21 protein-coding genes are annotated in these 20,005 nt (G+C 70.3%); 12 read left to right on the plus strand and 9 right to left on the minus strand.

What is annotated here, in order from left to right:
• Positions 1 to 107 precede the first annotated feature (107 nt).
• From G7A99_RS00295 to G7A99_RS00305, 3 genes are read left to right on the plus strand one after another with little or no spacing between them, the layout of a single operon-like run.
• The gene (locus tag G7A99_RS00295) at positions 108 to 857 is read left to right on the plus strand and encodes a chemotaxis protein CheW (protein WP_163138578.1); all 750 of its coding nucleotides are present in this window, start codon (positions 108 to 110) and stop codon (positions 855 to 857) included.
• A 2-nt stretch (positions 858 to 859) separates the two neighbouring features.
• Positions 860 to 1,345 (plus strand): chemotaxis protein CheW, encoded by a 486-nt coding sequence (locus G7A99_RS00300; RefSeq protein WP_163138579.1) that lies wholly within the window; start codon positions 860 to 862, stop codon positions 1,343 to 1,345.
• A 31-nt stretch (positions 1,346 to 1,376) separates the two neighbouring features.
• A complete protein-coding gene (locus tag G7A99_RS00305) occupies positions 1,377 to 1,772 on the plus strand; it encodes a DUF2802 domain-containing protein (protein ID WP_240466045.1) in 396 nt (131 codons plus the stop codon).
• 77 nt (positions 1,773 to 1,849) lie between these two features.
• Here G7A99_RS00305 and G7A99_RS00310 read toward each other — a convergent pair whose 3' ends face one another.
• Together G7A99_RS00310 and G7A99_RS00315 are read right to left on the minus strand one after the other, a co-directional pair.
• Positions 1,850 to 2,164 (minus strand): EscU/YscU/HrcU family type III secretion system export apparatus switch protein, encoded by a 315-nt coding sequence (locus G7A99_RS00310; protein WP_163138581.1) that lies wholly within the window; start codon positions 2,162 to 2,164, stop codon positions 1,850 to 1,852.
• On the minus strand, positions 2,151 to 3,263 hold the full coding sequence (locus G7A99_RS00315; protein WP_163138582.1) for a flagellar hook-length control protein FliK: 1,113 nt from the start codon (positions 3,261 to 3,263) through the stop codon (positions 2,151 to 2,153). The genes G7A99_RS00310 and G7A99_RS00315 overlap by 14 nt, the downstream gene beginning before the upstream one ends.
• 160 nt (positions 3,264 to 3,423) lie before the next feature.
• Between G7A99_RS00315 and G7A99_RS00320 the strand changes: the two genes are divergently transcribed.
• The 7 genes from G7A99_RS00320 to G7A99_RS00350 all read left to right on the plus strand — a co-directional run bounded on the left by G7A99_RS00320 (position 3,424) and on the right by G7A99_RS00350 (position 10,566).
• On the plus strand, positions 3,424 to 4,353 hold the full coding sequence (locus tag G7A99_RS00320; RefSeq protein WP_163138583.1) for a GGDEF domain-containing protein: 930 nt from the start codon (positions 3,424 to 3,426) through the stop codon (positions 4,351 to 4,353).
• 112 nt (positions 4,354 to 4,465) lie between these two features.
• Positions 4,466 to 5,155, plus strand: coding sequence for a response regulator transcription factor (locus G7A99_RS00325; protein WP_163138584.1), 690 nt, complete (start codon positions 4,466 to 4,468; stop codon positions 5,153 to 5,155).
• Positions 5,142 to 6,449, plus strand: coding sequence for a HAMP domain-containing sensor histidine kinase (locus G7A99_RS00330; protein ID WP_163138585.1), 1,308 nt, complete (start codon positions 5,142 to 5,144; stop codon positions 6,447 to 6,449). The genes G7A99_RS00325 and G7A99_RS00330 overlap by 14 nt, the downstream gene beginning before the upstream one ends.
• A gap of 189 nt (positions 6,450 to 6,638) precedes the next feature.
• Complete coding sequence (locus tag G7A99_RS00335; RefSeq protein WP_205599682.1) at positions 6,639 to 7,352, plus strand: glycosyltransferase family 2 protein; 714 nt, start codon at positions 6,639 to 6,641, stop codon at positions 7,350 to 7,352.
• Positions 7,349 to 7,639, plus strand: a complete 291-nt coding sequence (locus G7A99_RS00340; RefSeq protein WP_163138587.1) for a lipid-A-disaccharide synthase N-terminal domain-containing protein — start codon at positions 7,349 to 7,351, stop codon at positions 7,637 to 7,639. The genes G7A99_RS00335 and G7A99_RS00340 overlap by 4 nt, the downstream gene beginning before the upstream one ends.
• Positions 7,636 to 9,252 (plus strand): glycosyltransferase family 39 protein, encoded by a 1,617-nt coding sequence (locus tag G7A99_RS00345; RefSeq protein WP_163138588.1) that lies wholly within the window; start codon positions 7,636 to 7,638, stop codon positions 9,250 to 9,252. The genes G7A99_RS00340 and G7A99_RS00345 overlap by 4 nt, the downstream gene beginning before the upstream one ends.
• Positions 9,253 to 9,714: 462 nt before the next feature.
• Positions 9,715 to 10,566, plus strand: a complete 852-nt coding sequence (locus G7A99_RS00350; protein WP_163138589.1) for a fumarylacetoacetate hydrolase family protein — start codon at positions 9,715 to 9,717, stop codon at positions 10,564 to 10,566.
• A 181-nt stretch (positions 10,567 to 10,747) separates the two neighbouring features.
• Here the strand turns inward: G7A99_RS00350 and G7A99_RS00355 are convergent, their stop codons facing one another.
• The 7 genes from G7A99_RS00355 to G7A99_RS00385 all read right to left on the minus strand — a co-directional run bounded on the left by G7A99_RS00355 (position 10,748) and on the right by G7A99_RS00385 (position 18,209).
• Entirely contained in the window at positions 10,748 to 11,743 is a 996-nt protein-coding gene (locus tag G7A99_RS00355; protein ID WP_163138590.1) for a L,D-transpeptidase family protein, read from the minus strand.
• 71 nt (positions 11,744 to 11,814) lie between these two features.
• Positions 11,815 to 12,096, minus strand: coding sequence for a hypothetical protein (locus G7A99_RS00360; protein WP_163138591.1), 282 nt, complete (start codon positions 12,094 to 12,096; stop codon positions 11,815 to 11,817).
• 157 nt (positions 12,097 to 12,253) lie between these two features.
• Entirely contained in the window at positions 12,254 to 13,075 is an 822-nt protein-coding gene (locus G7A99_RS00365) for a metallophosphoesterase (protein WP_163138592.1), read from the minus strand.
• Positions 13,076 to 13,222: 147 nt separating this feature from the next.
• Positions 13,223 to 15,268: a diguanylate cyclase gene (locus tag G7A99_RS00370; RefSeq protein WP_163138593.1), complete on the minus strand. Its 2,046-nt coding sequence runs from the start codon at positions 15,266 to 15,268 to the stop codon at positions 13,223 to 13,225.
• On the minus strand, positions 15,265 to 16,242 hold the full coding sequence (locus G7A99_RS00375; RefSeq protein WP_163138594.1) for an ABC transporter substrate-binding protein: 978 nt from the start codon (positions 16,240 to 16,242) through the stop codon (positions 15,265 to 15,267). The genes G7A99_RS00370 and G7A99_RS00375 overlap by 4 nt, the downstream gene beginning before the upstream one ends.
• Before the next feature lie 136 nt (positions 16,243 to 16,378).
• On the minus strand, positions 16,379 to 17,677 hold the full coding sequence (gene hmgA / locus G7A99_RS00380) for a homogentisate 1,2-dioxygenase (RefSeq protein ID WP_163138595.1): 1,299 nt from the start codon (positions 17,675 to 17,677) through the stop codon (positions 16,379 to 16,381).
• A gap of 79 nt (positions 17,678 to 17,756) precedes the next feature.
• Positions 17,757 to 18,209, minus strand: a complete 453-nt coding sequence (locus G7A99_RS00385; protein ID WP_163138596.1) for a MarR family winged helix-turn-helix transcriptional regulator — start codon at positions 18,207 to 18,209, stop codon at positions 17,757 to 17,759.
• Positions 18,210 to 18,343: 134 nt separating this feature from the next.
• On the opposite strand from G7A99_RS00385, the gene G7A99_RS00390 reads away from it, so the two are divergent.
• Both G7A99_RS00390 and maiA read left to right on the plus strand, forming a co-directional pair.
• On the plus strand, positions 18,344 to 19,327 hold the full coding sequence (locus G7A99_RS00390; protein ID WP_163138597.1) for a fumarylacetoacetate hydrolase family protein: 984 nt from the start codon (positions 18,344 to 18,346) through the stop codon (positions 19,325 to 19,327).
• Complete coding sequence (gene maiA / locus G7A99_RS00395) at positions 19,327 to 19,962, plus strand: maleylacetoacetate isomerase (protein ID WP_018717407.1); 636 nt, start codon at positions 19,327 to 19,329, stop codon at positions 19,960 to 19,962. Before G7A99_RS00390 ends, maiA begins: the two co-directional genes overlap by 1 nt.
• Positions 19,963 to 20,005 lie beyond the last annotated feature (43 nt).

A 20,005-nucleotide genomic window follows, 5' to 3' on the forward strand; every position in this document is an offset into this window, starting at 1 on the left:
GCTCACGGTGCTGAGGCCCTGGGCGCGGGGCAGCCAGGCCTATCGCCGGCTGCTGGCCACCGTGGAGGCCACGGCGGAAGACGATCATATGGCAAAGGTGCTGGGCGATGACGCGGCGATCTGAACAGCACGAGACGACGCTGCTCGAGCAGACGGACGCCGTCCGCGGCTACCTCGACGAGCTGCTGCGCGATCTCCCGCCGGAAGGTGGTGACACCGCCGAGGCGGCACCGGAGCCCGAGCCGCAGCCCCTGCGGGTCGTGTCCGATTCGGCTCCGCTGACACCGACGGAGGGCGATGAGGAGCCGGCCCCGGTGCAGGCGGCAGCGGGCGGGGAGGGCGGCACAGGTGCCGCAGAGGGGGCCGTGGTGCCGCCGTGGGCGACCCCGCAGTTCCAGGCGCTGCTCTTCGAGGTCGGCAGCCTCAAGCTCGCGGTGCCGCTGGTGAAGCTGCACAGCGTGGTACCGTTCAGCGATCACATCGCGGCCGTCCCCCGTCAGCCCGAGTGGGTGCACGGCATGATGCGTTACCGTGGCCGCAACGTACTGGTGATCGACACCGCCCGGCTGGTGCTGCCGCCGGGGCACGCCGACGCCGATGCCGCCGAGGGTCGCCCCGGCCACATGCTCATCGTCGGCGACGGTCGCTGGGGGCTTGCCTGCCGCCGGATCGGTGACGTGGTGCGACTGACCCCGGACGAGGTACGCTGGCGCAGTCGCGAGGGACGCCGGCCCTGGCTGGCGGGCACGGTCCTCGGGCGGCTGTGTGCGCTAATGGATACCGAGGCGTTTGCCGATATGTTGAGTCAGGGGGCGGAAGGTGCCGCCCTGCGCGTCCGCATCACGGAGAACAAATAGTCATGTCGGAACAGCTGCACGCACAGACCGAGGCCGAGGGCGCGGTCAGCCAGTGGGTGACCTTCACCCTGGACGATGAGACCTACGGCATCGGGGTGATGCAGGTCCAGGAGGTCCTGCCTCTCTCGGAGATCGCGCCGGTCCCCGGTGCACCGCCGTACGTGCTCGGCATCATCAACCTGCGCGGCAACGTGGTCACCGTTATCGATACCCGCATGCGTTTCGGACTCCGCCCGAAGGAGCCTGAGGACAGTGACCGCATCGTGGTCATGGAGGCGGGTAATCAGGTCGCCGGTATCCTGGTCGATAGCGTCGCCGAGGTGACCTACGTGCGCGACGGCGAGATCGATACCGCACCCAACGTCGGCAACGAGGACTCGTCGCAGTACATCTACGGCGTGGTCAGCCGGGACGACGACCTCCTGATCCTGGTGGACGTCAACCGTCTGCTCACCGCCGACGAGTGGCAGGAGGTCGCCGAGCTCTGATGACGCGATGGCGGGAGACGGCGGGGTGGCCATGATCCTGATCGCGGCGGGGGCGGCGGTGCTCGCGCTCGCAGCGCTTGCCGTGGCCGGTTACCTCGTGCAGCGCTCGCGCGCCCATACGCGCTGGCTCGCGACCATGGATTCGCGCTGGGCGGATCTCGCCGAGCAGCTCAAGGCCCTCACCGCCGGTGCCCTGGGACAGGGCGAGCGGCTCAACCGCCTCGAGGAGGACCTCGGGCGGCTGCGCCACCGCCTGGATACCGTCGCCAGCCAGGAAACCGGCGGCGGGCCCGCCTTCGCGCAGGCGATCCGGCTCGCGCGTCGCGGTGCCGGCGTGGAGGAGGTCATGGAGACCTGCGGGCTGAGCCGCATGGAAGCGGAGCTGGTGGTGACCCTGCACCGTGGCGAGGACGGCGATGCCGGCTGACGTGCCGCCGGCTTAGCGTCGTCCGCGTTCATCGGCGGCCGGCCGCGGGGACGCGATTGCCTCGCAGGGCGTTGCGTTCAGCGCCCCGGAGCGCTGTTGCCGCCGCTGCGTGAACGGTAGCCCTCCGGCACGCGGCCACGCACCCAGTAGGCGAAGGCGATCACCTCCGCGACCGCCCGATAAAGGTGTTCCGGGATTTCCTGGCCCAGAGGCAGCGTGGCCAGTACCTCGGCCAGATCCGCGTTGGCGTCCAGGGGCACGCCGTGGGCCTCCGCGATCCGGCGGATCTCGTCGGCGGTGACACCCTGGCCGCTGGCGGTCACCCGTGGTGCGCCCTCGCCCCCATATTCCAGCGCGACGGCGATCCGCCGGCGTTCGTCAGGCGCGGTCATCGATCAACCCCTCCCCACCGCCGGGTATCTGCGTCATCTCCGGCTCCGGCGGACGTTCACTCACCGTCAGGCCCTGGATCGCGAGCCCGGCGTCTCCCAGGGCCTCCTCCAGACGGGGCATCTCCGTGGCCAGCGCCTCGCGAAGCACGGCGTCCTCCGCCCGCCAGGTGATGCTGAGCCCGTCGGCGTCATAGAACAGCCGCGCCTCCAGTTCGCCGAGACCGGCGAACCCCAGGCGGACGTCCACCCGCCAGCGCTTGCCGGCGTCCTCCTTCGGTGTATCGCTGTCATCGCCCCGGCCTGAAGACTCCTCCCGGATCGACAGGCGCAGGTCGTCGATCTCGCCGCCGTTGGCCACCGGCAGCTCGAAGCCCAGTGTCACCTGGCCGTCCGGGCGATGGGCGGCGAGCTGGTGGAGCATCTGCCGCGCCAGGGCGCCGGTCACCGCCTGATCGGCGTCCTGCGTCGCGCGCCCCGGGGGCGTACCCGTGTTGGGGAGGCCGTCGCCATCCGGGCGCTCGTTGCCGCGCAGCGCGGCCGCCAGGCGCAGCAGGTTGGCCCGCAGGTCGTTGCGGGCGATGGAACCGGCAAGCTCGGGCCGGGCGGTGATCCGGCTCTCGAACAGGGTGCCCGAGTCGCGCAGCGCCGCGTGCAGGCCTTCGGCGGAACTCAGCTGCCTGGGGCTCGGCAGTGAGGCCAGCAGCGGCTGCAGCGCCCTGGCGGCGGGTTCCGGGAGGTCCTGCGCCTGCAGCCCCGCGAGTAGCCGGATCCCTTGGGTGACCGGTTGCTGGCGGGGCACATTGGTCCGCTGGAGGCGGGTGAGAGCGTCCGCGCCGCCGCCCTGGCCGGGCAGGAGTTCGATGCCCGTGCGCCCGCCCTCGCCGGCGGTGACGCGCAGGGCGACGGTGTCGCCGGGGGAAAGGCCGGTACCGGCGGGCAGAGGCAGGCGCAGCCGTCCGGCCACCGCCATCATCTGGCCCTCGTCACCCCGGCGGACCGTGGCGTGCAGAACCCTGCCGGCGGGCAGGACCTGGAGCAGGGGACGCGCCTCGGTGGGCACGTTGACGGGACGCGGATTCGCCGGCGGCGTATACAGCATCACTTCTCACCCGCGTCAGATTTTCGACCATCGCATGAATCGGGGCCCTTCCAGGATGCCCCCGAATTAGATAAATCACTGATTCGGGGGGTTGCGTAAGGGGCTGGCACGGAATTCGCCTCAATTCCGCCGTCAATCCGTTCGGAACGAGGGTGCCACCGTGGTCGCAAAACGCCAAGCCGAGCCCGACGTCTGGGTGATCGAGGAGACTGGGGCCGACGAGCTTCTGAGCCTCGGGACCGAGGCCGTGGCCTGGCTGCTCACACTGCAGCGGGCGACGACGGTCGATGAACGCCTCGGTGTCCTCACGGACTGGCTGGCGGCCCAGGCGGGTGTCAGTGCCTTGCGGTTCATCGATCAGGCGGGGCAGGTGCGCGCAGACGCCGGCCCGGAGATGGCGGCCTGCTCGTGGTGGCGTATCGCGGGCGCGGAGGCTGCGGGGGTGTTCCAGATCGGCGACGACGGGGCGGTGGATGTCAATAAACTGTCGCTTGTCCTCGGTGCGGTTGCGCCGCTGCTGCGTGGCGCGCTGGCCTATGAGTGCGCCGTTCGCCGTGCCCGGCGGGACCCGCTCACGGGTCTGCAGAACCGCACGGCCATGGCCGAGGCCCTGGCCGCGGAAATGGACCTGGTCGTGCGCCACGAGGCGCCGCTCACGCTGCTGGTCATCGACGTGGACCACTTCAAGACCATCAACGACTGTTTCGGCCACCGTGCCGGGGATGCCGTCCTGCGCCAGATCGGCGAACGGCTCAAGGCGCACTCACGCACCGGGGACCTGTTGTTCCGTTACGCCGGCGACGAGTTCGTGGTCGCGCTGCGCCAGACTGACGAGGCGGGCGCGGAGCAGGCGGCACGGCGCCTGCGCCATCTCATCGAGCGTGCAGTGATCCAGCACGAGGACCACATCATCCGGGTGAGCGTCAGTGTCGGCGCGGCCTGCGCCGCCGCCGGCGATACGGCGGAGGCCCTGTTTGAGCGTGCGGACCAGGCCATGTACCGGGACAAGGCGGACGCGACCCGCATCCGCCTTGCCGCCGGGCCGGCGCGCGCGGCGGAGCCGCCGTCCTACGGCATTCACGGTCAGTAGCCCGGCGGAACGCCGGCGGCGGAGACAGTGACCGGTGCTTTCGTGTCGCAGCCATGCGTAAGGAGCGGCGCTCGGGCTATGATGGGTCAGTGATCCTTTCCGGAGCCCGGCGTTGACGAGCATCCTGGTAGTCGAGGACAACCTCGACCTAGCGGCCAATATCCTTGACTACATGGAGAGCTGCGGCCATGAGGCCGATGCCGCGGCGGACGGTCGCGAGGCGCTGCGACTCACCGGGCGCCACCGCTATGACGCCATCGTCCTGGATCTCGCCCTGCCCGGCGTCGACGGGCTGACGGTGTGCCGTCGTCTCCGCGAGGCGGGTGACGGCACCCCGGTGATCATGCTTACCGCCCGGGGGGAGCTCGAGGAGAAGCTCGCCGGTATCGAGCACGGCGCAGACGACTACCTCGTCAAGCCCGTCGCGCTCGCTGAACTCGAGGCCCGGGTGCGTGCGCAGGTACGCCGGGCCCGTGGGGAGTTTACCCGGACGCGGTTGCGGGTGGGCGAGCTCGAGCTCGACGAGCGGACCCACGAGGTCGTTCGTGCCGGCCGGCGGGTGAACCTCGCGCGGGCGGACTTCCTGCTGCTGCGCCGGCTCATGCGCGACGCACCGGATGTGGTCACGCGCGGGGTCCTGGAAGAGGCGGTCTGGGGTGATGAGCCCCCGGCGACCGATACCCTGCGCGCTCACATCCACCGCCTGCGCCGCGCCATCGACCACCCCTTCACCCACCCCATGCTGCGCACCGTGCATGGTGTCGGCTACCGCCTGGTCGCTCCGGACGATGCCCCGGCATAGCCTGCGCTTCCGCATCCTGGCGGCCTTCGTGATCGCTGGTATCGTCCTCGGACCGCTGCTGGTCGGCACGCTGCTCATCGCCGCCTACCACCTCGAGGAACGGGCCGTCGCGCGCATCCTCACCGGCCGGCTGGAAGAGATCATGGTCGCGCCGGACCGGTTCAATCTCACGAGTGCGCCGAATCGTCCTGATGTCCGGGTCTATGGCCGTGTTGCCCCGGCGACGCTTCCGGAGGCGATCGGCGGCTGGCGGCCGGGCCTCTACGAGATCGAGCACGACGGGCCCGCGGAGTACGAGGGTCCGCTGGAGGCCGACGCCATCGCCCGCCTCCCCGAGCGGCGGAGCTGGGCCCTGGCGGTGGCCCACCGTGACGGCCAGACCTTCGTCGTCGCCGAGGACCTCACGACCCTTGAGTACCGGGAGTCCCTCACGATCTGGCTGGTCGCCGGCGGTACGGTTCTCGCCCTCTACATCGCCCTGTGGCTTGGCTATTTCCTGTCCCGTCGCCTGATAGAACCGTTGCGGCGGCTGGCGCTGTCCGTGGGCATCGGCGAACGTGCCACCGACGGCGTCACCGTCGCGCCTGAAGACTACCCCGGCGACGAGGTTGGCGAGCTGGCGACGGCGTTTGCGGGCTATCAGCAGCGGATGGTGGACGCCCTGGAACGTGAACGGGCGTTCTCCGCGGACGCGAGCCACGAGCTGCGCAATCCCCTGGCGGTAATCGGCAGCTCGCTGGAGATCGCCGAGCGGGACCCCGGCCTGTCGGAGCCGACCCGCCGGGCGCTGGCCCGTGCGACGTCGGCGACGCGGGAGATCACCGACACCGTGGGGGCGCTGCTGGTGCTCGCCCGCGAGGGGCCGGGCGAGGTGCCCCACGCGCCGGTCGGGGTGGCGCCGCTTGTTGCATCGCTGGTGGAGCGCCTGGCCGCGGGGGCGGGCGTGCCGGTGGACTGGGAGACGGCGGCGGAACCGGTGCTCGCCGCGCCCGAGGTCGCCATCCGAGCCGTGGCGGAGAATCTGATCAGGAACGCGGTACAGCATACCCGCGAGGGTCGTGTCCGGATCACCCTCTACGACGATCGCCTGAGCGTGGTGGACAGCGGCGTGGGGATCCCGGTCGAGGAGATCGAGCGTATCCGTCAGCGCGGTGTCCGCGGCAGCAACAGCCTCAGCAACGGCAGTGGCCTGGGGCTGTCCATCGCCGACCGGCTGTGCCGGCGTTTCGGCTGGCGCATCGAGATCGACAGCACCGTCGGCGAAGGGACGCGGGCCGTCTGGCATTTCGCCTGACCGCCGAAAGCGCGCGTCCGCCGGCCGGCGTTGGCGCGCCCCCCTGCCGGCATCCAAACTCGTTGTAACGTTGCCCGTCGGATGGCGCCTCGTCGGAGCGGGGCGCGGCCGGGCAGGTCTTGTGTAGACATTCTGTTAACAACCGTTTCATTAGACTCGCGACCAAACTCATGGATGGTGAGGCAGTTGGTGGAGTATTCGGTTGTCATCCCGGTATTCAACGAGGCGGAGAACGTCCGCCCTCTCGCTGACGAGGTGCGGACCGCCCTCGACGGCGTCGATAACTATGAAATCGTGTTCGTCGACGACGGTAGCACCGACGATAGCATGCGTCGGCTCCTGCGGTTGCGGGACGCTGATCCCCGCATTCGCGTGATCGCTCATGAACGCAATGCCGGCCAGAGCGCGGCGCTTGCCACCGGTGTGGCCGCGGCGCGGGGTGGCTGGGTGGTCACGCTGGACGGCGACGGCCAGAACGATCCTGCGGACATCCCCCGGCTGATCGCCGAGCGTGAGCGCTCCGCGGCGGATCTGGTTGCCGGCTGGCGCCGGCGACGTCACGACACCTGGCTCAAGCGGGTGTCCTCCCGGGTGGCCAACGGCGTACGCCGCCGCGTGCTCGGTGACGACTGCCCGGATACCGGCTGCGGGCTCAAGCTCTTCCGCCGGTCGATCTTCCTTGCGTTGCCGCACTTCGACCATATGCACCGCTTCCTGCCCGCGCTGTTCCGTCAGGCGGGGGCCGGGGTGGCGACCGTGCCGGTTAATCACCGCGCCCGCCGGGCCGGCCGGTCCAAGTACGGCCTGGGTAACCGGCTGTGGGTGGGCATCGTGGACCTCTTCGGCGTGCTGTGGCTACGGCACCGGCGCCTGAGCGTGGGTCATCACGAGGTGCGTCCATGATTGAGCCGACCTTCATCTGGCTGGGCGTCGGACTGTTCGGCCAGGCGCTGTTCTCGCTGCGCTTCCTGGTGCAGTGGTTCCAGAGCGAGCGCGCCCGGCGCAGCGTCATTCCGGTGGCGTTCTGGTACTTCAGTATTGCAGGCGGAATGACCCTGCTGGCCTATGCCATCCACCGCGAGGACCCGGTGTTCATCATCGGCCAGGCGTCGGGGCTGTTCATCTATCTGCGCAACCTCTACTTCATCTACCGCGATCGCGGGGAGAGCGTCGGCACGGAGGGCGCATGAGGCGGGACTGGCTGATCGCGGCGTGGGTCGTCGGCGCGCTCGCGCTGCTCACGACGGTATACCTGGGTGCGCTGCCGCTGATTCCCATCGACGAGACCCGCTACGCAGGCGTGGCGCTGGAGATGTGGCAGGGCGGTGATTTCCTCGTGCCCCGCATCAACGGGGCGTTCTACGCCCACAAGCCGCCGCTGCTGTTCTGGCTGATGCACGCGGGGTGGGCCGTGTTCGGGGTCAGCGACTGGTGGCCCCGCGTGGCGGTGGCCCTGTGTGCCCTGGCCGCGGCCGGGCTCACCGTGCGCCTCGCGGTGCTGCTGTGGCCGGAGCGGGTGAACGTGCGCCGGGTCGCACCGGTGGTCCTCGTGGGTACGGGTCTCTGGGCCGTATGGGCGCCGGCGGTGATGTTCGACGTGCTGCTCACGGTCTGTGTGCTCATCGCACTGGTGGGGGTGGCGGAGCTCGCTGTCGGGCACGGCCGGCGCGGTCCGCTGCTGATCGCCCTCGGCCTGGGGCTCGGCATCCTCGCCAAGGGGCCGGTAGTGCTCCTGCACGTGTTGCCGGCGGCGGTTCTGGCCCCGTTGTGGCACAGGCGGGGCACCGTCAGCTGGCGGGGCTGGTATGCCCGCATCGGGCTCGCCGTGCTCGGCGGGGCGGCGATCGCCCTGGCCTGGGCGGTGCCGGCGGCCATCCGTGGCGGACCGGCCTACGCCGAGGCGATCTTCTGGGGGCAGAGCGCGGGGCGCATGGTCGATTCCTTCGCCCACGCCCGTCCGTGGTGGTGGTACCTGGCGATCCTGCCGCTGCTCGTCTTCCCCTGGATCGGCTGGCTCTCGGGCTGGCGGGCGCTCGGTCGGCTGCGGCCGCGCCGGGACGAAGGGACCGGGCTGCTGCTGAGCTGGCTGGTCACCGCATTCGTGGCGTTCATGCTCATCAGTGGCAAGCAGGCGCACTACCTGCTGCCGCTGCTGCCCGGGCTGGCGCTGCTTCTGGTCCGCGGGCTCGACGACGCCGGCGAGGCGGCGAGCCGCTGGTGGGACGCGTCGCCCGCGGCGGCGGGGATGGTCCTGGTGGCCGGTATAAGCCTCTGGCCCCATCTGGGCAACGTGCCCGACAACGCGCCGGGCTGGGTCATGAACGTGCCGTTGTGGCTGCCGGCCGTGCTGGTGCTGATCGCACTCGTCATGCTGGCACCGGCCGCGCGTCCGGCCGGTCGGGCGGTGGCACTGTCCAGCCTCAACGTGGTCGCCCTGGCGACGATCATCCTCGGTATCGGCAGTGTCGCGGCACCGTGGTACGACCTCGCGCCGGTCGGGCGCCTGGTGGCGGGCCTGCAGGCCACCGGCCATCCCGTCGCCCATGTCGGCAAGTACCACAATCGCCTGCGCTTCACGGGGCGCCTGAAGCGGCCCGTGGCGGTGATCGACGATGATCAGGTGGGTGCCTGGATCTGCCATCATCCGACCGGGGTCGTGTTGCGCTACTACGACCGTCCGGCGGGGATACCCGACGAGCCGGTGCTCATGGAGCGACCGTTCCGCAGCGACTGGCTGGTGGTCACCCGCGCCCGGGACATGCCCGGGTTCCGGGCATGTCCCGGTGGCCGGCCCACGGCCTGATTCCGGTGACGCGGCGGTATCAACGCGTGGTTCACGGCCCTCGGGCCACCACGTTCCCGTCGCGCCGGTCTTGCGCCGGAGACGTGCGACATCCCCGCCCGGTCGACGCGGCTGTCGGCAGCCTCCGAGCAGCCGACCTACGGGAGAGGCCGGGGGGCACCCTTGCGGCATGCCTGTGAAGGGGCCGTGTCGTGGTGCCGTAGGTCGGCCGCTCCCGGCGGCCGACATTCCTGCCAACCGGCCGTGGATCGGTTGCCCTAGGGCAACCGACAATTGGGTAATGCGCGTTTGCGCGGTACCCGCCGGGGACAGGACACCCCGTAGCGGGGATGCCGTACACGGTCTGCGGCCTTATGCTCGGTCGACGTTCCGGTGCCGCCGGCTTGTCCCCCCGGCGATGCGGCGGCATTATCGCCGGATGCGGCGCCCCGCGGGGTGCCAGGGTGCGGACAAGGAGACCCCATGCGATTGGTGCGATTCGGCTCCCCCGGCGCCGAGAGGCCGGGACTGCTCGACGGGACGGATACGCTGCGTGATCTGTCCGGCCATGTCGATGATATCGCGGGCCCGACCCTGGCGGCGGATGCCCGCCGCCGTCTGGCGGCCCTGGATCCGGCCTCCCTGCCCGCCGTCCCCGGTGAGCCGCGTCTCGGTCCCTGCGTGGCGCGGCCCGGCAAGATCCTCGGTATCGGACTGAACTACCGGGACCACGCCCGGGAGACCGGGGCGCAGGCGCCGACGCAGCCCATCGTCTTCTCGAAGGCCGTCTCCTCCGTGTGCGGGCCGGACGACGATCTGCTCTGCCCGCCGGGGGCCGTGTGCCTCGACTGGGAGGTGGAACTCGCAGTGGTAATCGGCGAGACCGCGCGGCGTGTGGACGAGTCCGGGGCCCTGGGATATGTCGCCGGCTATTGCGTGCTCGACGACGTCTCCGAGCGTGCCTGGCAGAAGGACCACGGTGGGCAGTTCGTCAAGGGCAAGAGCCACGATACCTTCTGTCCGCTGGGTCCCTGGCTGGTGACCGCGGATGCCGTCCCGGATCCGCAGGCACTGGCGCTGTGGACCGAGCTCGGCGGCGAGCGCGTACAGGACGGCACGACCGCGGATATGATCTTCCCGGTGGCGGCGCTGATCAGCCATCTCAGCCGCTACATGACCCTGGAGCCGGGGGATGTGATCGCCACCGGCACGCCCGCCGGCGTGGGCATGGGCCGGCAGCCGCCGCGCTACCTCCGCCCGGGGGAGAGCCTGCGACTCGGCGTCGAGGGCCTCGGTGAGCAGACCCATCGCGTGGTGGCGGATACCCGCGACTAGGGGGGCGTCAGCAATCACCCGGGACGCCGTGCCGCAGGCCACTGTGCGCCCGGCGTTGCCCGCCGCTCATCGGGTCTCCAACCGTTTTCCCTGCGCCCCGGCTGGCCGCATTCCGGGTCGCCTGCGCGAGACCGCCGGGCAGGGCCCGGCGTGGCGGCAGCACGTCGTCCCGGCGCCGCCGTCAGCCGGTTACGGGGGTGGGGATGCCGGTCGGGCGCTCCAGCACGTCCGCGAGCCGCCCGCGGTCGGGCAGCTGGCCGCGGGCAAGGGCCGTGGCGGTGATCCGTTCTTCGAATCGGCGACGTTCATCGGCGGTGAACTGCAGATCGCTGGCGGTGAAGTCGTCGGTCATCGGCAGCGGGTGGGCCTCCACCCACAGCCGTCCCCGGGCCCAGGTATGCTTGAGCGGCTGATGGACGATGCGTACCGGGGTGTCCCGGGGCACCTGCGGGAACATCGAGGCGATGTCTTCCGGGTAGAGCCGGACACAGCCGTGGGAGACGCGCATGCCTACGCCCGCCGGGCGGTTGGTGCCGTGGATGAGGTAGCCGGGCATCGCCAGGCGCAGGGCGTAGGCGCCCAGGGGGTTGTCCGGGCCCGGAGGCACCCGGCGCGGCAGCGACTCGCCCTTGGCCCTGGCCTCCGCCCGGATGGAGGCCGGTGGGTACCAGGCCGGTCCGTCGATCTTGCCCGAGACACTCGTGCTCCCCAGCGGCGTGCTCCAGTCCTGGCGCCCGATGCCGATGGGGTGGGTGATCACACGCTGCCGGCTGTCGTCCCCGACGGGCGGGTAGAAGTACAGCCGCAGCTCCGGGGCGTTGATCACGATGCCCTCGCGCGGCGTGTCCGGGAGTATGAAGCGCCGCGGGATGATCACGGGCTGGCCGGTGCCGGGGAGCCAGAAGTCCACGTCCGGGTTCGCCAGGATGATGTCCCAGTAGCCCACGTCGAAGCGCCGGGCCACGTCGTGCAGGGTCTCGCCGTCGCGGACCTGGGTAACGTGGGCGCGGCCGACGAGGGCGCTGTCGCCGGACGGCAACGTCCATTCGTAGAGGTGCTGGCGGCGGTCCCCGGACTCCTCCCCGGCGCCCCGGGCGAGGGCCGGTCCGGCGAGCAGCAGGCCGGCCATGGCCTGCAGGATTCGGCGGCGCTCCGCGTCTGGCGGCGTGTGCGGCATCTCGACGGCCCCTTGGTGACGGAGCCGCTATCCTGCCACCTCGCAGGCGCTGGTGCACCCTCGCCGCGCCATCAGCGGCGCAGCTCGACGCACCGCCAGATGTGGTCCTCGCTGAAGCGCAGACTGTGGCGTCCGCCCTCCGTATGGGGACGGGCCGGCTCGCGGGTGGAGTAGGCGGCCAGAACGACCCCGGCCAGCTCGCTGCGGCCGGCGGCGGTGATGCGTACGTCCAGCCACTCTCCGCCGGTATGAAGCTGAACGACGTCGCCGGCGGCCGCGTGATAGGGCGCCCCGGCGGGGGTGCGCAGGGGTTGTCCGTGACCGCGGGGGCGCAGGTGGTGTGGGCTCTCCATGGTCGCTGTCCCGGCTGCCTCGTGTGTTGGCATAGTCATGGCGGCAGGGTAGCGGTCGCGGCGTTACGCCCCGGTGACACGGCCGCGTCGATTGCGTGACACGTGGGTAAGGTCCACGTCGCCGCCCATGCCGGCGGACGGCGAAGCGTCCGTACGGTCAGTCCTCCGGTTCGACGACCACGACCTTGTCCGGCGTGAACGCCGCCCGGCCGATGCTGGCCGTCTCCTCATGGGGGTAACCCGGCTGGTTGGCGACGAAGCGGGTGCCGCGGATCGTGAGGTCCGCGTTGGCGTGGGTGTGTCCGGAGATCCACAGTGCCGGCGGGTGCATGTGGATCAGGCCGCTGAGGTCCGATGCGAAGGCCGCGGCGAGGCCGTCGCCGGGGTAGCCGGGATGGCTCAGCTGAGGTACCGGGGCGTGGTGGGTGACCACCACCGTCGGGCCGTCCCAGGTCTCGGCGAGCACGGCCTCCAGCCATTCGCGGGTGTGCTGATGGGCGGCCTGGGCGTCCTCGGGGCGGAAATGCCCGTCGCGGGTGTGGATGAAGTGATGGTCGGCGAGCTGGCGTGCAGCGATCCGCCGGTTGCGCCCCACCTGCTGGACATCGCCGTGGGTGTGCAGGCGGTAGTCCGTCCAGAGGGTGGCGCCGACGACGCGCACACTGCCGAGATGCAGCACCTCGCGCTCGAGGACATGGACCTCGCCCGTGCCGCGCTCGCGCAGGGCCCGTGCGGTTTCCCGGCAGTCGCAAGCGAGCTCGGGGAAGTGCCAGCCGTAGTACTCGTGGTTTCCGAGCACGTATACCACCGGCGTGTTGCGGTCGGCGGACAATCGCGCGGCGGCCTCGACGCCGTGGGTACCGGTGGCGATATCGCCGGCAAGCACGATCAGGTCCACGTCCGCCGGGGGCACCATGTCTTCCAGGGTGGCACCGTCCCGGGTCTCCAGATGAAGGTCGCTGACGGGCTGGATACGCATGCTCACGGCCCCGTGTGTCGCGGTCGGCGATGCCCGGTGACGTCCCTCATCCTTTTCTCCTTGGCCTTCCCGACGGTAAGCGCATTATGGCTCACGGGTGACGCCTGCGGACACCCTGTTCGCCGGCGGGAATGCCCGGTGCCGACGTCAGTGCGCGCTGGTCCCCGTGGCCGCGATCCCGGAGGGCGGGGCGCCGACCCGGTTACGTCCCGCGCGCTTGGCCCGGTAGGCGCCGGCGTCGGCCCGGCGGATCAGCGCCTTGACGGTATCCCCGGGACGGAGCGTGGCAACGCCCAGACTCACGGTGAGACGTTCCCCGGTGGGGAAGGCGCTCTCCGCCACGGTCTGCCGCAGCGTCTCGGCGATCCGCCATGCCCCGTCGGCCCCGGTTTCCGGCAGCAGGATGATGAATTCCTCGCCGCCCCAGCGCACGAAGGTGTCGCTGTCCCGCAGGCGTCCGCCCATGACCTCGGCGAAATGGGCCAGCACGCGGTCGCCCATTTCGTGGCCGAAGCGGTCGTTAATGGCCTTGAAATGGTCAAGGTCGGCGAGGAGCAGCGATAGCGGGCGGTCGTAACGGCGCGCCGTTGCCATGGCGCGTTCGAGCAGCGGTTCAAAGCCGGCCCGGTTGAGTGCGCCGGTCAGGGTGTCGTGGCGTGCGGCACGTTCCAGGCGTGCCTCCAGCTGCTTGCGTTCCGTGATATCGATGAGTACGCCGCGGAACAGCTGGCCGGGACCGGGGTCGTCCGCCGGTACCGCGTGGCCGAACAGCCAGTGAATGCCTTCGCCGGTGCGTACGCGGAACTCCGCGTGCCAGTCGGATGGGGGGCCGATGTTCGCCTGGCGGGTGGCTGTACGCATCTGCTCCATGTCTTCCGGAAGGACGCGTGACCACAGGATGCGGGGGTCGTCCGTGCGCTCTTCCGGTGAAAGTCCGAGGAGTGTGCGCAGCCCGTCGCTCACGAACGGGAAGCGCTCGCTGCCGTCGGGCATGAGGCGGTACTCGTAGACCGCGCCGGGGATGCTGTCGGCGATGTCCCGCAGACGGTCGCGCTCGGCATTAAGTCCCTGCATCGCCTCCTTGTGGGCAGTGATGTCCTCGGCGACGACGTCGATCACCACGTCGCCGCCGCGGTGGGCGAGGTGGGCCGCCATGGCGATCCAGCGCTGTGGTGCGTCGCCGCCCGGTGCGATCAGGACCTCGCGGTCGCGTACCATGCCGTGCTCGCGCAGGTCGCGGGTCAGCGCCCGGCGTTGCCCGGCGTCCACGAACAGTGCCTGCAGGGTGCGCAGATCGGTGATGCGGGCGACGTCGATGCCCAGGCGCTCCCGTGAGGCAGGATTGGCATCGATGTGCAGGCCGTCGTTACCGATACGGATCCGCGCGACCGCCACCGGCAGGTCCTCGAACACCTGTCGGTAGCGGTCAATGCGCTGGTGGAGTTTGAAGAACTCGTTCACCGTCTGTGCCAGCGTGCGGATCTCGGGGCTGCCGGTTTCCGGGGCGGCACGGCCGCTCTCGCCGGCCTGCTGTGCCTTGAGTGCCTGGTAGACCCGGTTTATGGGGGCCATCAGCTCGCGGCGCACAAGCAGGAAGACGAGCAGTGTGAATGCCAGTACCGTCGCAGTGAGCCAGCCTGCATTGATCAGTGCGTCCTTCCGGGCGCGTCCGATCAGCTCGGAGGCGTCCATCACGACCACCACCCGGCCGTCCGCGAGGGTCTCGGCGATCGGGCTCACCGGGTCGGTGATCCACAGCCGGGAGATCGCGACCGCCTCGCCGTGTCCCGGCCGCCAGCGGGTCTCGCTATCCCCGGACAGGGGGTGGCTCAGCCAGCGGCCGATCGACGTCGTCCCCAGGTCGTCGGCGGAGCGGCCCTGCCATGCCAGGCGGGAGCTCGCCACGACGCGGTCGCCGTCGGCGCTGGTCAGGGCGATGGCACGGATGCGTGGATTCGCGGCGACAGTGAGGACGAAGCGCTCCAGGGCGGTACCGGAGGCGACGGTCTCCACCGCGTAGTTCATCGTGCGGGCGATCTCCAGCGCCTGGCCGACCGCGGCGTCGCGGGCGTCGGGCAGGTGATGACGGTAGCTCATCCAGCCCGCAGCGAGCGCGAACACCGTTGCCAGTGCCATCAGTGCCGCCGCAAGCCGGAACTCGATGCGCCGGCGCATGGGGATCAATCGTTTCACGGGGACGCCACCCTCTCCAGTGCCCGGCTGTCCAGCAGGCGCCGGGGATCGATCGTGATGGCACGGCGGTCGAAGGCCTCCAGGGCGGTGATGGACCGACGTACCGCGCGGATCAGACAGGCGTCCTCGCCCCAGCAGTCGCGTTGTGCCCGGAGCCCGATCATATGGATCTGCTCCAGGGGTTCGCGTATTTCCTCACTGCTCTGACCGCCCCGGTGGGCGAGCAGTTCAGCCGCCTCCTGCGGATGATCGGCCGCCCAGTCCAGGGCTCGCTGGTGGGCCCGGATCAGCCGGCTCAGGGCCCCGGTCCGTTCACGGGTAACCTCCCTGGAAGCGATGAGGATGTCGATGACGGCGTTCGGCGCCGCCGCGGTGTCGAAGATCCGCCGGACACCGTCGAGGTGCTCCATGCGTTTGGAGAACGGCGGATACGTCACTGCCGCGGATACCTCGCCCTCGGCCAGCGCCTCCGCCATGGAGGATTGCGGCATTGGGGCGAGACGGACCCCGGTCGCCGGTACCCCCGCGTGCGCCAGTGCGCCGGCGAGCACCAGCAGGTTCGCCGATCCCGGTTCTACTGCCACATGCCGCCCGCGCAGGCCGGCGACGCCGGTAACCGGTGGTCTTGCCAGGATCACGTCCGCCCCTACCGAGCGGTCGAGCATCAGCACGGCCCGGGCCTTGCGGTCCGAGCGCCGTTCGATCTGCACGAGTTCCAGAGGCGTGCCGCCGAGCAGGTCCACCTGGCCGCGTTCGAAGGCCCGCCGGGAGTCGCGCAGCGACAGCGTATCCACGATCTCGAGGTGGATGCCGGCATCCGCGGTGAAGCCTTTCTTCTGGGCGATGTAGAAGTACCCGTATCCCGGCCATGCGTTCGCAGCCAGGCGCAGGGTGGGCGTGTCGTTGCGCGCGCAAGCGCTGACGGCGAGGGCGATCAGTATGACCAGCCCCCGCCGCAGAGTGCCGTGCGGCATGGCTCCCCGGCTCCGTCTGTTTCGTTGTCAGCTCCCCGTTGGGGCATTCTGGACCGGAAACGGTGCGTTTGCCGAGGGCGCGTGTGGGCACGGGCGGACGCGACCGACCGGCGGGCGCCGGCCGGTCCGTGGCGGGCTAGGGGCGGTTGCGGTCGAACCGGGCGTCGAGCCCCTGCCATACGTTGGTGTAGTCGCGCTGGCGGAACGAGGCCGCCATCGCCTGCTCGGTGGGCAGGAACAGGTAGCGGGACTCGAACATGAACGCCAGGGTGTCGCCCTGGTAGACCGGTTCGAGCGCCGCCTTGGAGGCGGTCTCGAAGGTCTCGGCGTCCGGGCCGTGGGGGGTCATGCAGTTGTGCAGGCTCGCGCCGCCCGGCTCGAAGCCCTCGGCCTTGGCGTCGTAGACCCCGTGGACCAGGCCCATGAACTCGCTCATCACGTTGCGGTGGAAGTACGGTGGCCGGAACGTGTCCTCGGCGACCATCCACCGCGGCGGGAAGATCACGAAGTCCACGTTGGCCGTCCCGGGGGTGTCCGTGGGCGCGGTGAGCACGGTGAAGATCGAGGGGTCCGGGTGGTCGAAGCTCACCGTGTTGATGACGTTGAATCGCGCGAGGTCGTACTTGCACGGATGATAGTTGCCGTGCCAGGCGACCACATCCAGCGGGGAGTGGTCGAGAGGGGCCGCCCAGAGGTTGCCGCAGAACTTCGCCACCAGCTCGAAATCACCGCGGCGCTGCTCGTAGGCCGCCACCGGTGTCAGGAAGTCACGCTGGTTGGCCAGGCCGTTGGCGCCGATGGGGCCGAGGTCCGGGATCCGGAAGAACGCGCCGTAGTTCTCGCAGATGTAGCCGCGGGCCTGGGCCGCCAGCAGGCGCACCTGGTACTTGAGGCCCCGCGGGATGAGCGCGATCTCGCCCGGCTCGACGGTGACTACACCCATCTCCGTGGCGATCTCGAGGCCGCCTTGCTGGGGAACGATGAGCCACTCGCCGTCGGCCGAGTAGAAGAAGCGCCCGTCCATCGAGCGGTTGGCGGCGTAGAAATATACCCCGCAGCCCGCCTGGGCCTTGAGATCGCCGTTGCCGGCCACCGCGAACAGCCCCTCGATGAAGTCCGTGGGCGTCTCGGGGAAGGGCATGGCGCTCCAGCGCATCTGGTTCGGGTCCACCGGGGTCTGAGCCGGTGCTTCCAGCCGGCCGAGGGTCACGGGCTCGAAAGCGCCCTGGACCACTGACGGCTGAATCCGGTAGAGCCAGCTGCGCAGGTTGCTGTGGCGCGGGGCCGTGAACGCCGTGCCGCTGAACTGCTCGGCGTAGAGGTCGTAAGGGCAGCGCTGCGGTGAGTTGCGGCCCACCGGCAGCGCGCCCGGCTCGGCTTCCGTTTCGAAGTAGTTTCGGAAGCCACTGAGGTACTGGCGTTCGTCCTGCGGCATGATCGTCATCTCCTCCTGTATGAACGGGAGCCGTGACGGCTCGTGCCGGCATCGTAACGCCATTTAGTTTTGAGCGAAACTACCTTGCAGGGACCGTCTTATCCCTCAGCCCATCCAGGAGGAGGCCGATGGTCTCGCGTTCCGTGTGCGAGAGGTGGGCGAGCAGGCGGTCCGGACGGGCGTTCTCGATCTCGCCGAGGCGCTTCAGGCACGCGGTCCCGGCCTCTGTCAGGGCCAGGTGTACGACCCTGCGGTCGTCCGGATGCGGCTGGCGGGTGACCAGCCCGCGCTCGCGCAGCCGGGCAACCGCCCGCGTGACACGCGGGCGCTCCAGGCCGGCGCGTTCGGCCACGGTGCCGGCGGACACAGGGCCGTGGACATCGAGGGCGGCGAGCACCCGCCAGTCGGCGAGGCGGATGCCGGCGGTCTGGCGGCATGCGCGGTCCAGCGCCTGCTGGATACCGTCGGCGAGGGTGCACAGGGGGCCGGGGAGGGCGTTGGAGGCTGGCGCGGAAGGGGTCACGAGGGACATGGCGGCACCTGGGGTTGCTTGACTTTAATTTTGACTGAAACTACTTTGCCGAACGCTAATCGGCCGTCCCCGTGGTCGGCTATGATCGATATCAAATGCCCGACGAACACCCCGCCAGGGGATGAGGAGGCAACATGAAGCTGGCTTCGCTCAAGCGTGGGCGCGACGGCGCCCTGGTCGTGGTCTCCCGCGACCTCTCCCGCGCCGTCGAGGCGGCCGACGTGGCGCCCACGCTGCAGGCCGCGCTGGACGACTGGACGGCCGCGGCACCGGCACTCCAGGCCCTCTACGAGCGGCTGAACGCGGGCAGCGCGGAGGGCGCGTTCGACCTCGACATGGCTGCGCTGGCCTCGCCGCTGCCCCGGGCCTACCAGTGGGCCGACGGCAGCGCGTACGTGAACCACGTGGAGCTCGTGCGCAAGGCCCGCGGTGCGGAGATGCCGGAGAGCTTCTGGGAGGATCCGCTCATGTACCAGGGCGGCTCCGACTCCTTCGTCGGCCCGCGGGACCCGATCATTGCCGGCAGCGAAGAGTGGGGCATCGATTTCGAGGCGGAGATGGCGGTGGTCACCGACGACGTGCCCATGGGCACCACGCCGGAGGCGGCGGCGTCGCATATCAAGCTGCTGATGCTCGTCAACGACGTCTCCCTGCGCAATCTCATTCCCGGTGAGCTTGCCAAGGGCTTCGGCTTCTTCCAGTCCAAGCCGGCGAGCGCGTTCTCCCCGGTGGCGGTGACCCCGGACGAGCTCGGCGATGCCTGGGACGGCACCAGGGCGCACCTGCCCATGGTCGTTCACCTCAACGGCGAGCTCTTCGGCCGGCCCAACACCGGCGTGGACATGACCTTCGATTTCGCGCGCCTGGTCTCCCACGTCACCAAGACCCGGGAGATGGAGGCAGGCAGCATCGTCGGCTCAGGCACGATCTCCAACTACGATCGCAGCCAGGGCTCGTGCTGCCTGGCGGAGCGGCGCATGCTCGAGAAGCTGGACGCCGGCGAGCCGAGCACGCCGTTCATGTCCTTCGGCGACCGCGTGCGCATCGAGATGTTCGACGCGGCGGGCGAGAGCATCTTCGGCGCCATCGACCAGCAGGTCGAGGAGTTCCGCGGCTGATGCGCCTCTACGACTATTTCCGCTCCACTGCCGCCTACCGGGTGCGCATTGCGCTCAACCTCAAGGGCCTGGCCTACGAGTCGGTGGCGGTGAACCTGCGTGACGGCGAGCAGCGGGGTGGGTCATACGATGCGGTCAACGCCCAGCACCTGGTGCCGACCCTCGAGCACGACGGCCGGCGGCTGACCCAGTCGCTGGCGATCTGCGAGTACCTCGGGGAGATCGCTCCTGAGCCGGCGCTGCTTCCCGATGATGCCGCCGGGCGCGCGCGGGTGCGGGCGATCGCCCAGGTCGTCGCCTGCGACATCCACCCGGTGAACAACCTGCGGGTGCTGAAGTACCTCACCGGCGAGCTCGGCGTGAGCGACGGCGACAAGCTCGGCTGGTACCGCCACTGGGTCCACGAGGGCTTCACCGCGCTGGAGCGCATGCTCGCCGACGGTCCGGCCGGACCATACTGTCACGGCGACGCGGTCAGCCTGGCGGACGTCTGCCTGGTGCCGCAGGTGTTCAACGCCAACCGCTTCGAGATGGACCTCGCCGCCTATCCGCGCATCCGCGCGATCAACGAGGCGTGCCTGGCCCTGCCCGCCTTCGAACGGGCGCGCCCGGAGAATCAGCCCGATGCCATCTGAGCGCGGGCCGGCACCGGTCCGGCCGGTGCCGGCTCCCGCAGCG

The sequence above is a fragment of the Arhodomonas sp. KWT genome, from assembly GCF_010993615.1.

What these genes read in the sequence shown, in the direction of transcription:
- G7A99_RS00295 (WP_163138578.1), top strand. Translation starts at nt 108, where the DNA reads ATGACGCGGCGATCTGAACAGCACGAGACGACGCTGCTCGAGCAGACG.
- G7A99_RS00300 (WP_163138579.1), top strand. Translation starts at nt 860, where the DNA reads ATGTCGGAACAGCTGCACGCACAGACCGAGGCCGAGGGCGCGGTCAGC.
- G7A99_RS00305 (WP_240466045.1), top strand. Translation starts at nt 1,377, where the DNA reads ATGATCCTGATCGCGGCGGGGGCGGCGGTGCTCGCGCTCGCAGCGCTT.
- G7A99_RS00310 (WP_163138581.1), bottom strand. Translation starts at nt 2,164, where the DNA reads ATGACCGCGCCTGACGAACGCCGGCGGATCGCCGTCGCGCTGGAATAT.
- G7A99_RS00315 (WP_163138582.1), bottom strand. Translation starts at nt 3,263, where the DNA reads ATGCTGTATACGCCGCCGGCGAATCCGCGTCCCGTCAACGTGCCCACC.
- G7A99_RS00330 (WP_163138585.1), top strand. Translation starts at nt 5,142, where the DNA reads ATGCCCCGGCATAGCCTGCGCTTCCGCATCCTGGCGGCCTTCGTGATC.
- G7A99_RS00340 (WP_163138587.1), top strand. Translation starts at nt 7,349, where the DNA reads ATGATTGAGCCGACCTTCATCTGGCTGGGCGTCGGACTGTTCGGCCAG.
- G7A99_RS00345 (WP_163138588.1), top strand. Translation starts at nt 7,636, where the DNA reads ATGAGGCGGGACTGGCTGATCGCGGCGTGGGTCGTCGGCGCGCTCGCG.
- G7A99_RS00350 (WP_163138589.1), top strand. Translation starts at nt 9,715, where the DNA reads ATGCGATTGGTGCGATTCGGCTCCCCCGGCGCCGAGAGGCCGGGACTG.
- G7A99_RS00355 (WP_163138590.1), bottom strand. Translation starts at nt 11,743, where the DNA reads ATGCCGCACACGCCGCCAGACGCGGAGCGCCGCCGAATCCTGCAGGCC.
- G7A99_RS00360 (WP_163138591.1), bottom strand. Translation starts at nt 12,096, where the DNA reads ATGGAGAGCCCACACCACCTGCGCCCCCGCGGTCACGGACAACCCCTG.
- G7A99_RS00365 (WP_163138592.1), bottom strand. Translation starts at nt 13,075, where the DNA reads ATGCGTATCCAGCCCGTCAGCGACCTTCATCTGGAGACCCGGGACGGT.
- G7A99_RS00375 (WP_163138594.1), bottom strand. Translation starts at nt 16,242, where the DNA reads ATGCCGCACGGCACTCTGCGGCGGGGGCTGGTCATACTGATCGCCCTC.
- hmgA (WP_163138595.1), bottom strand. Translation starts at nt 17,677, where the DNA reads ATGCCGCAGGACGAACGCCAGTACCTCAGTGGCTTCCGAAACTACTTC.
- G7A99_RS00385 (WP_163138596.1), bottom strand. Translation starts at nt 18,209, where the DNA reads ATGTCCCTCGTGACCCCTTCCGCGCCAGCCTCCAACGCCCTCCCCGGC.
- G7A99_RS00390 (WP_163138597.1), top strand. Translation starts at nt 18,344, where the DNA reads ATGAAGCTGGCTTCGCTCAAGCGTGGGCGCGACGGCGCCCTGGTCGTG.
- maiA (WP_018717407.1), top strand. Translation starts at nt 19,327, where the DNA reads ATGCGCCTCTACGACTATTTCCGCTCCACTGCCGCCTACCGGGTGCGC.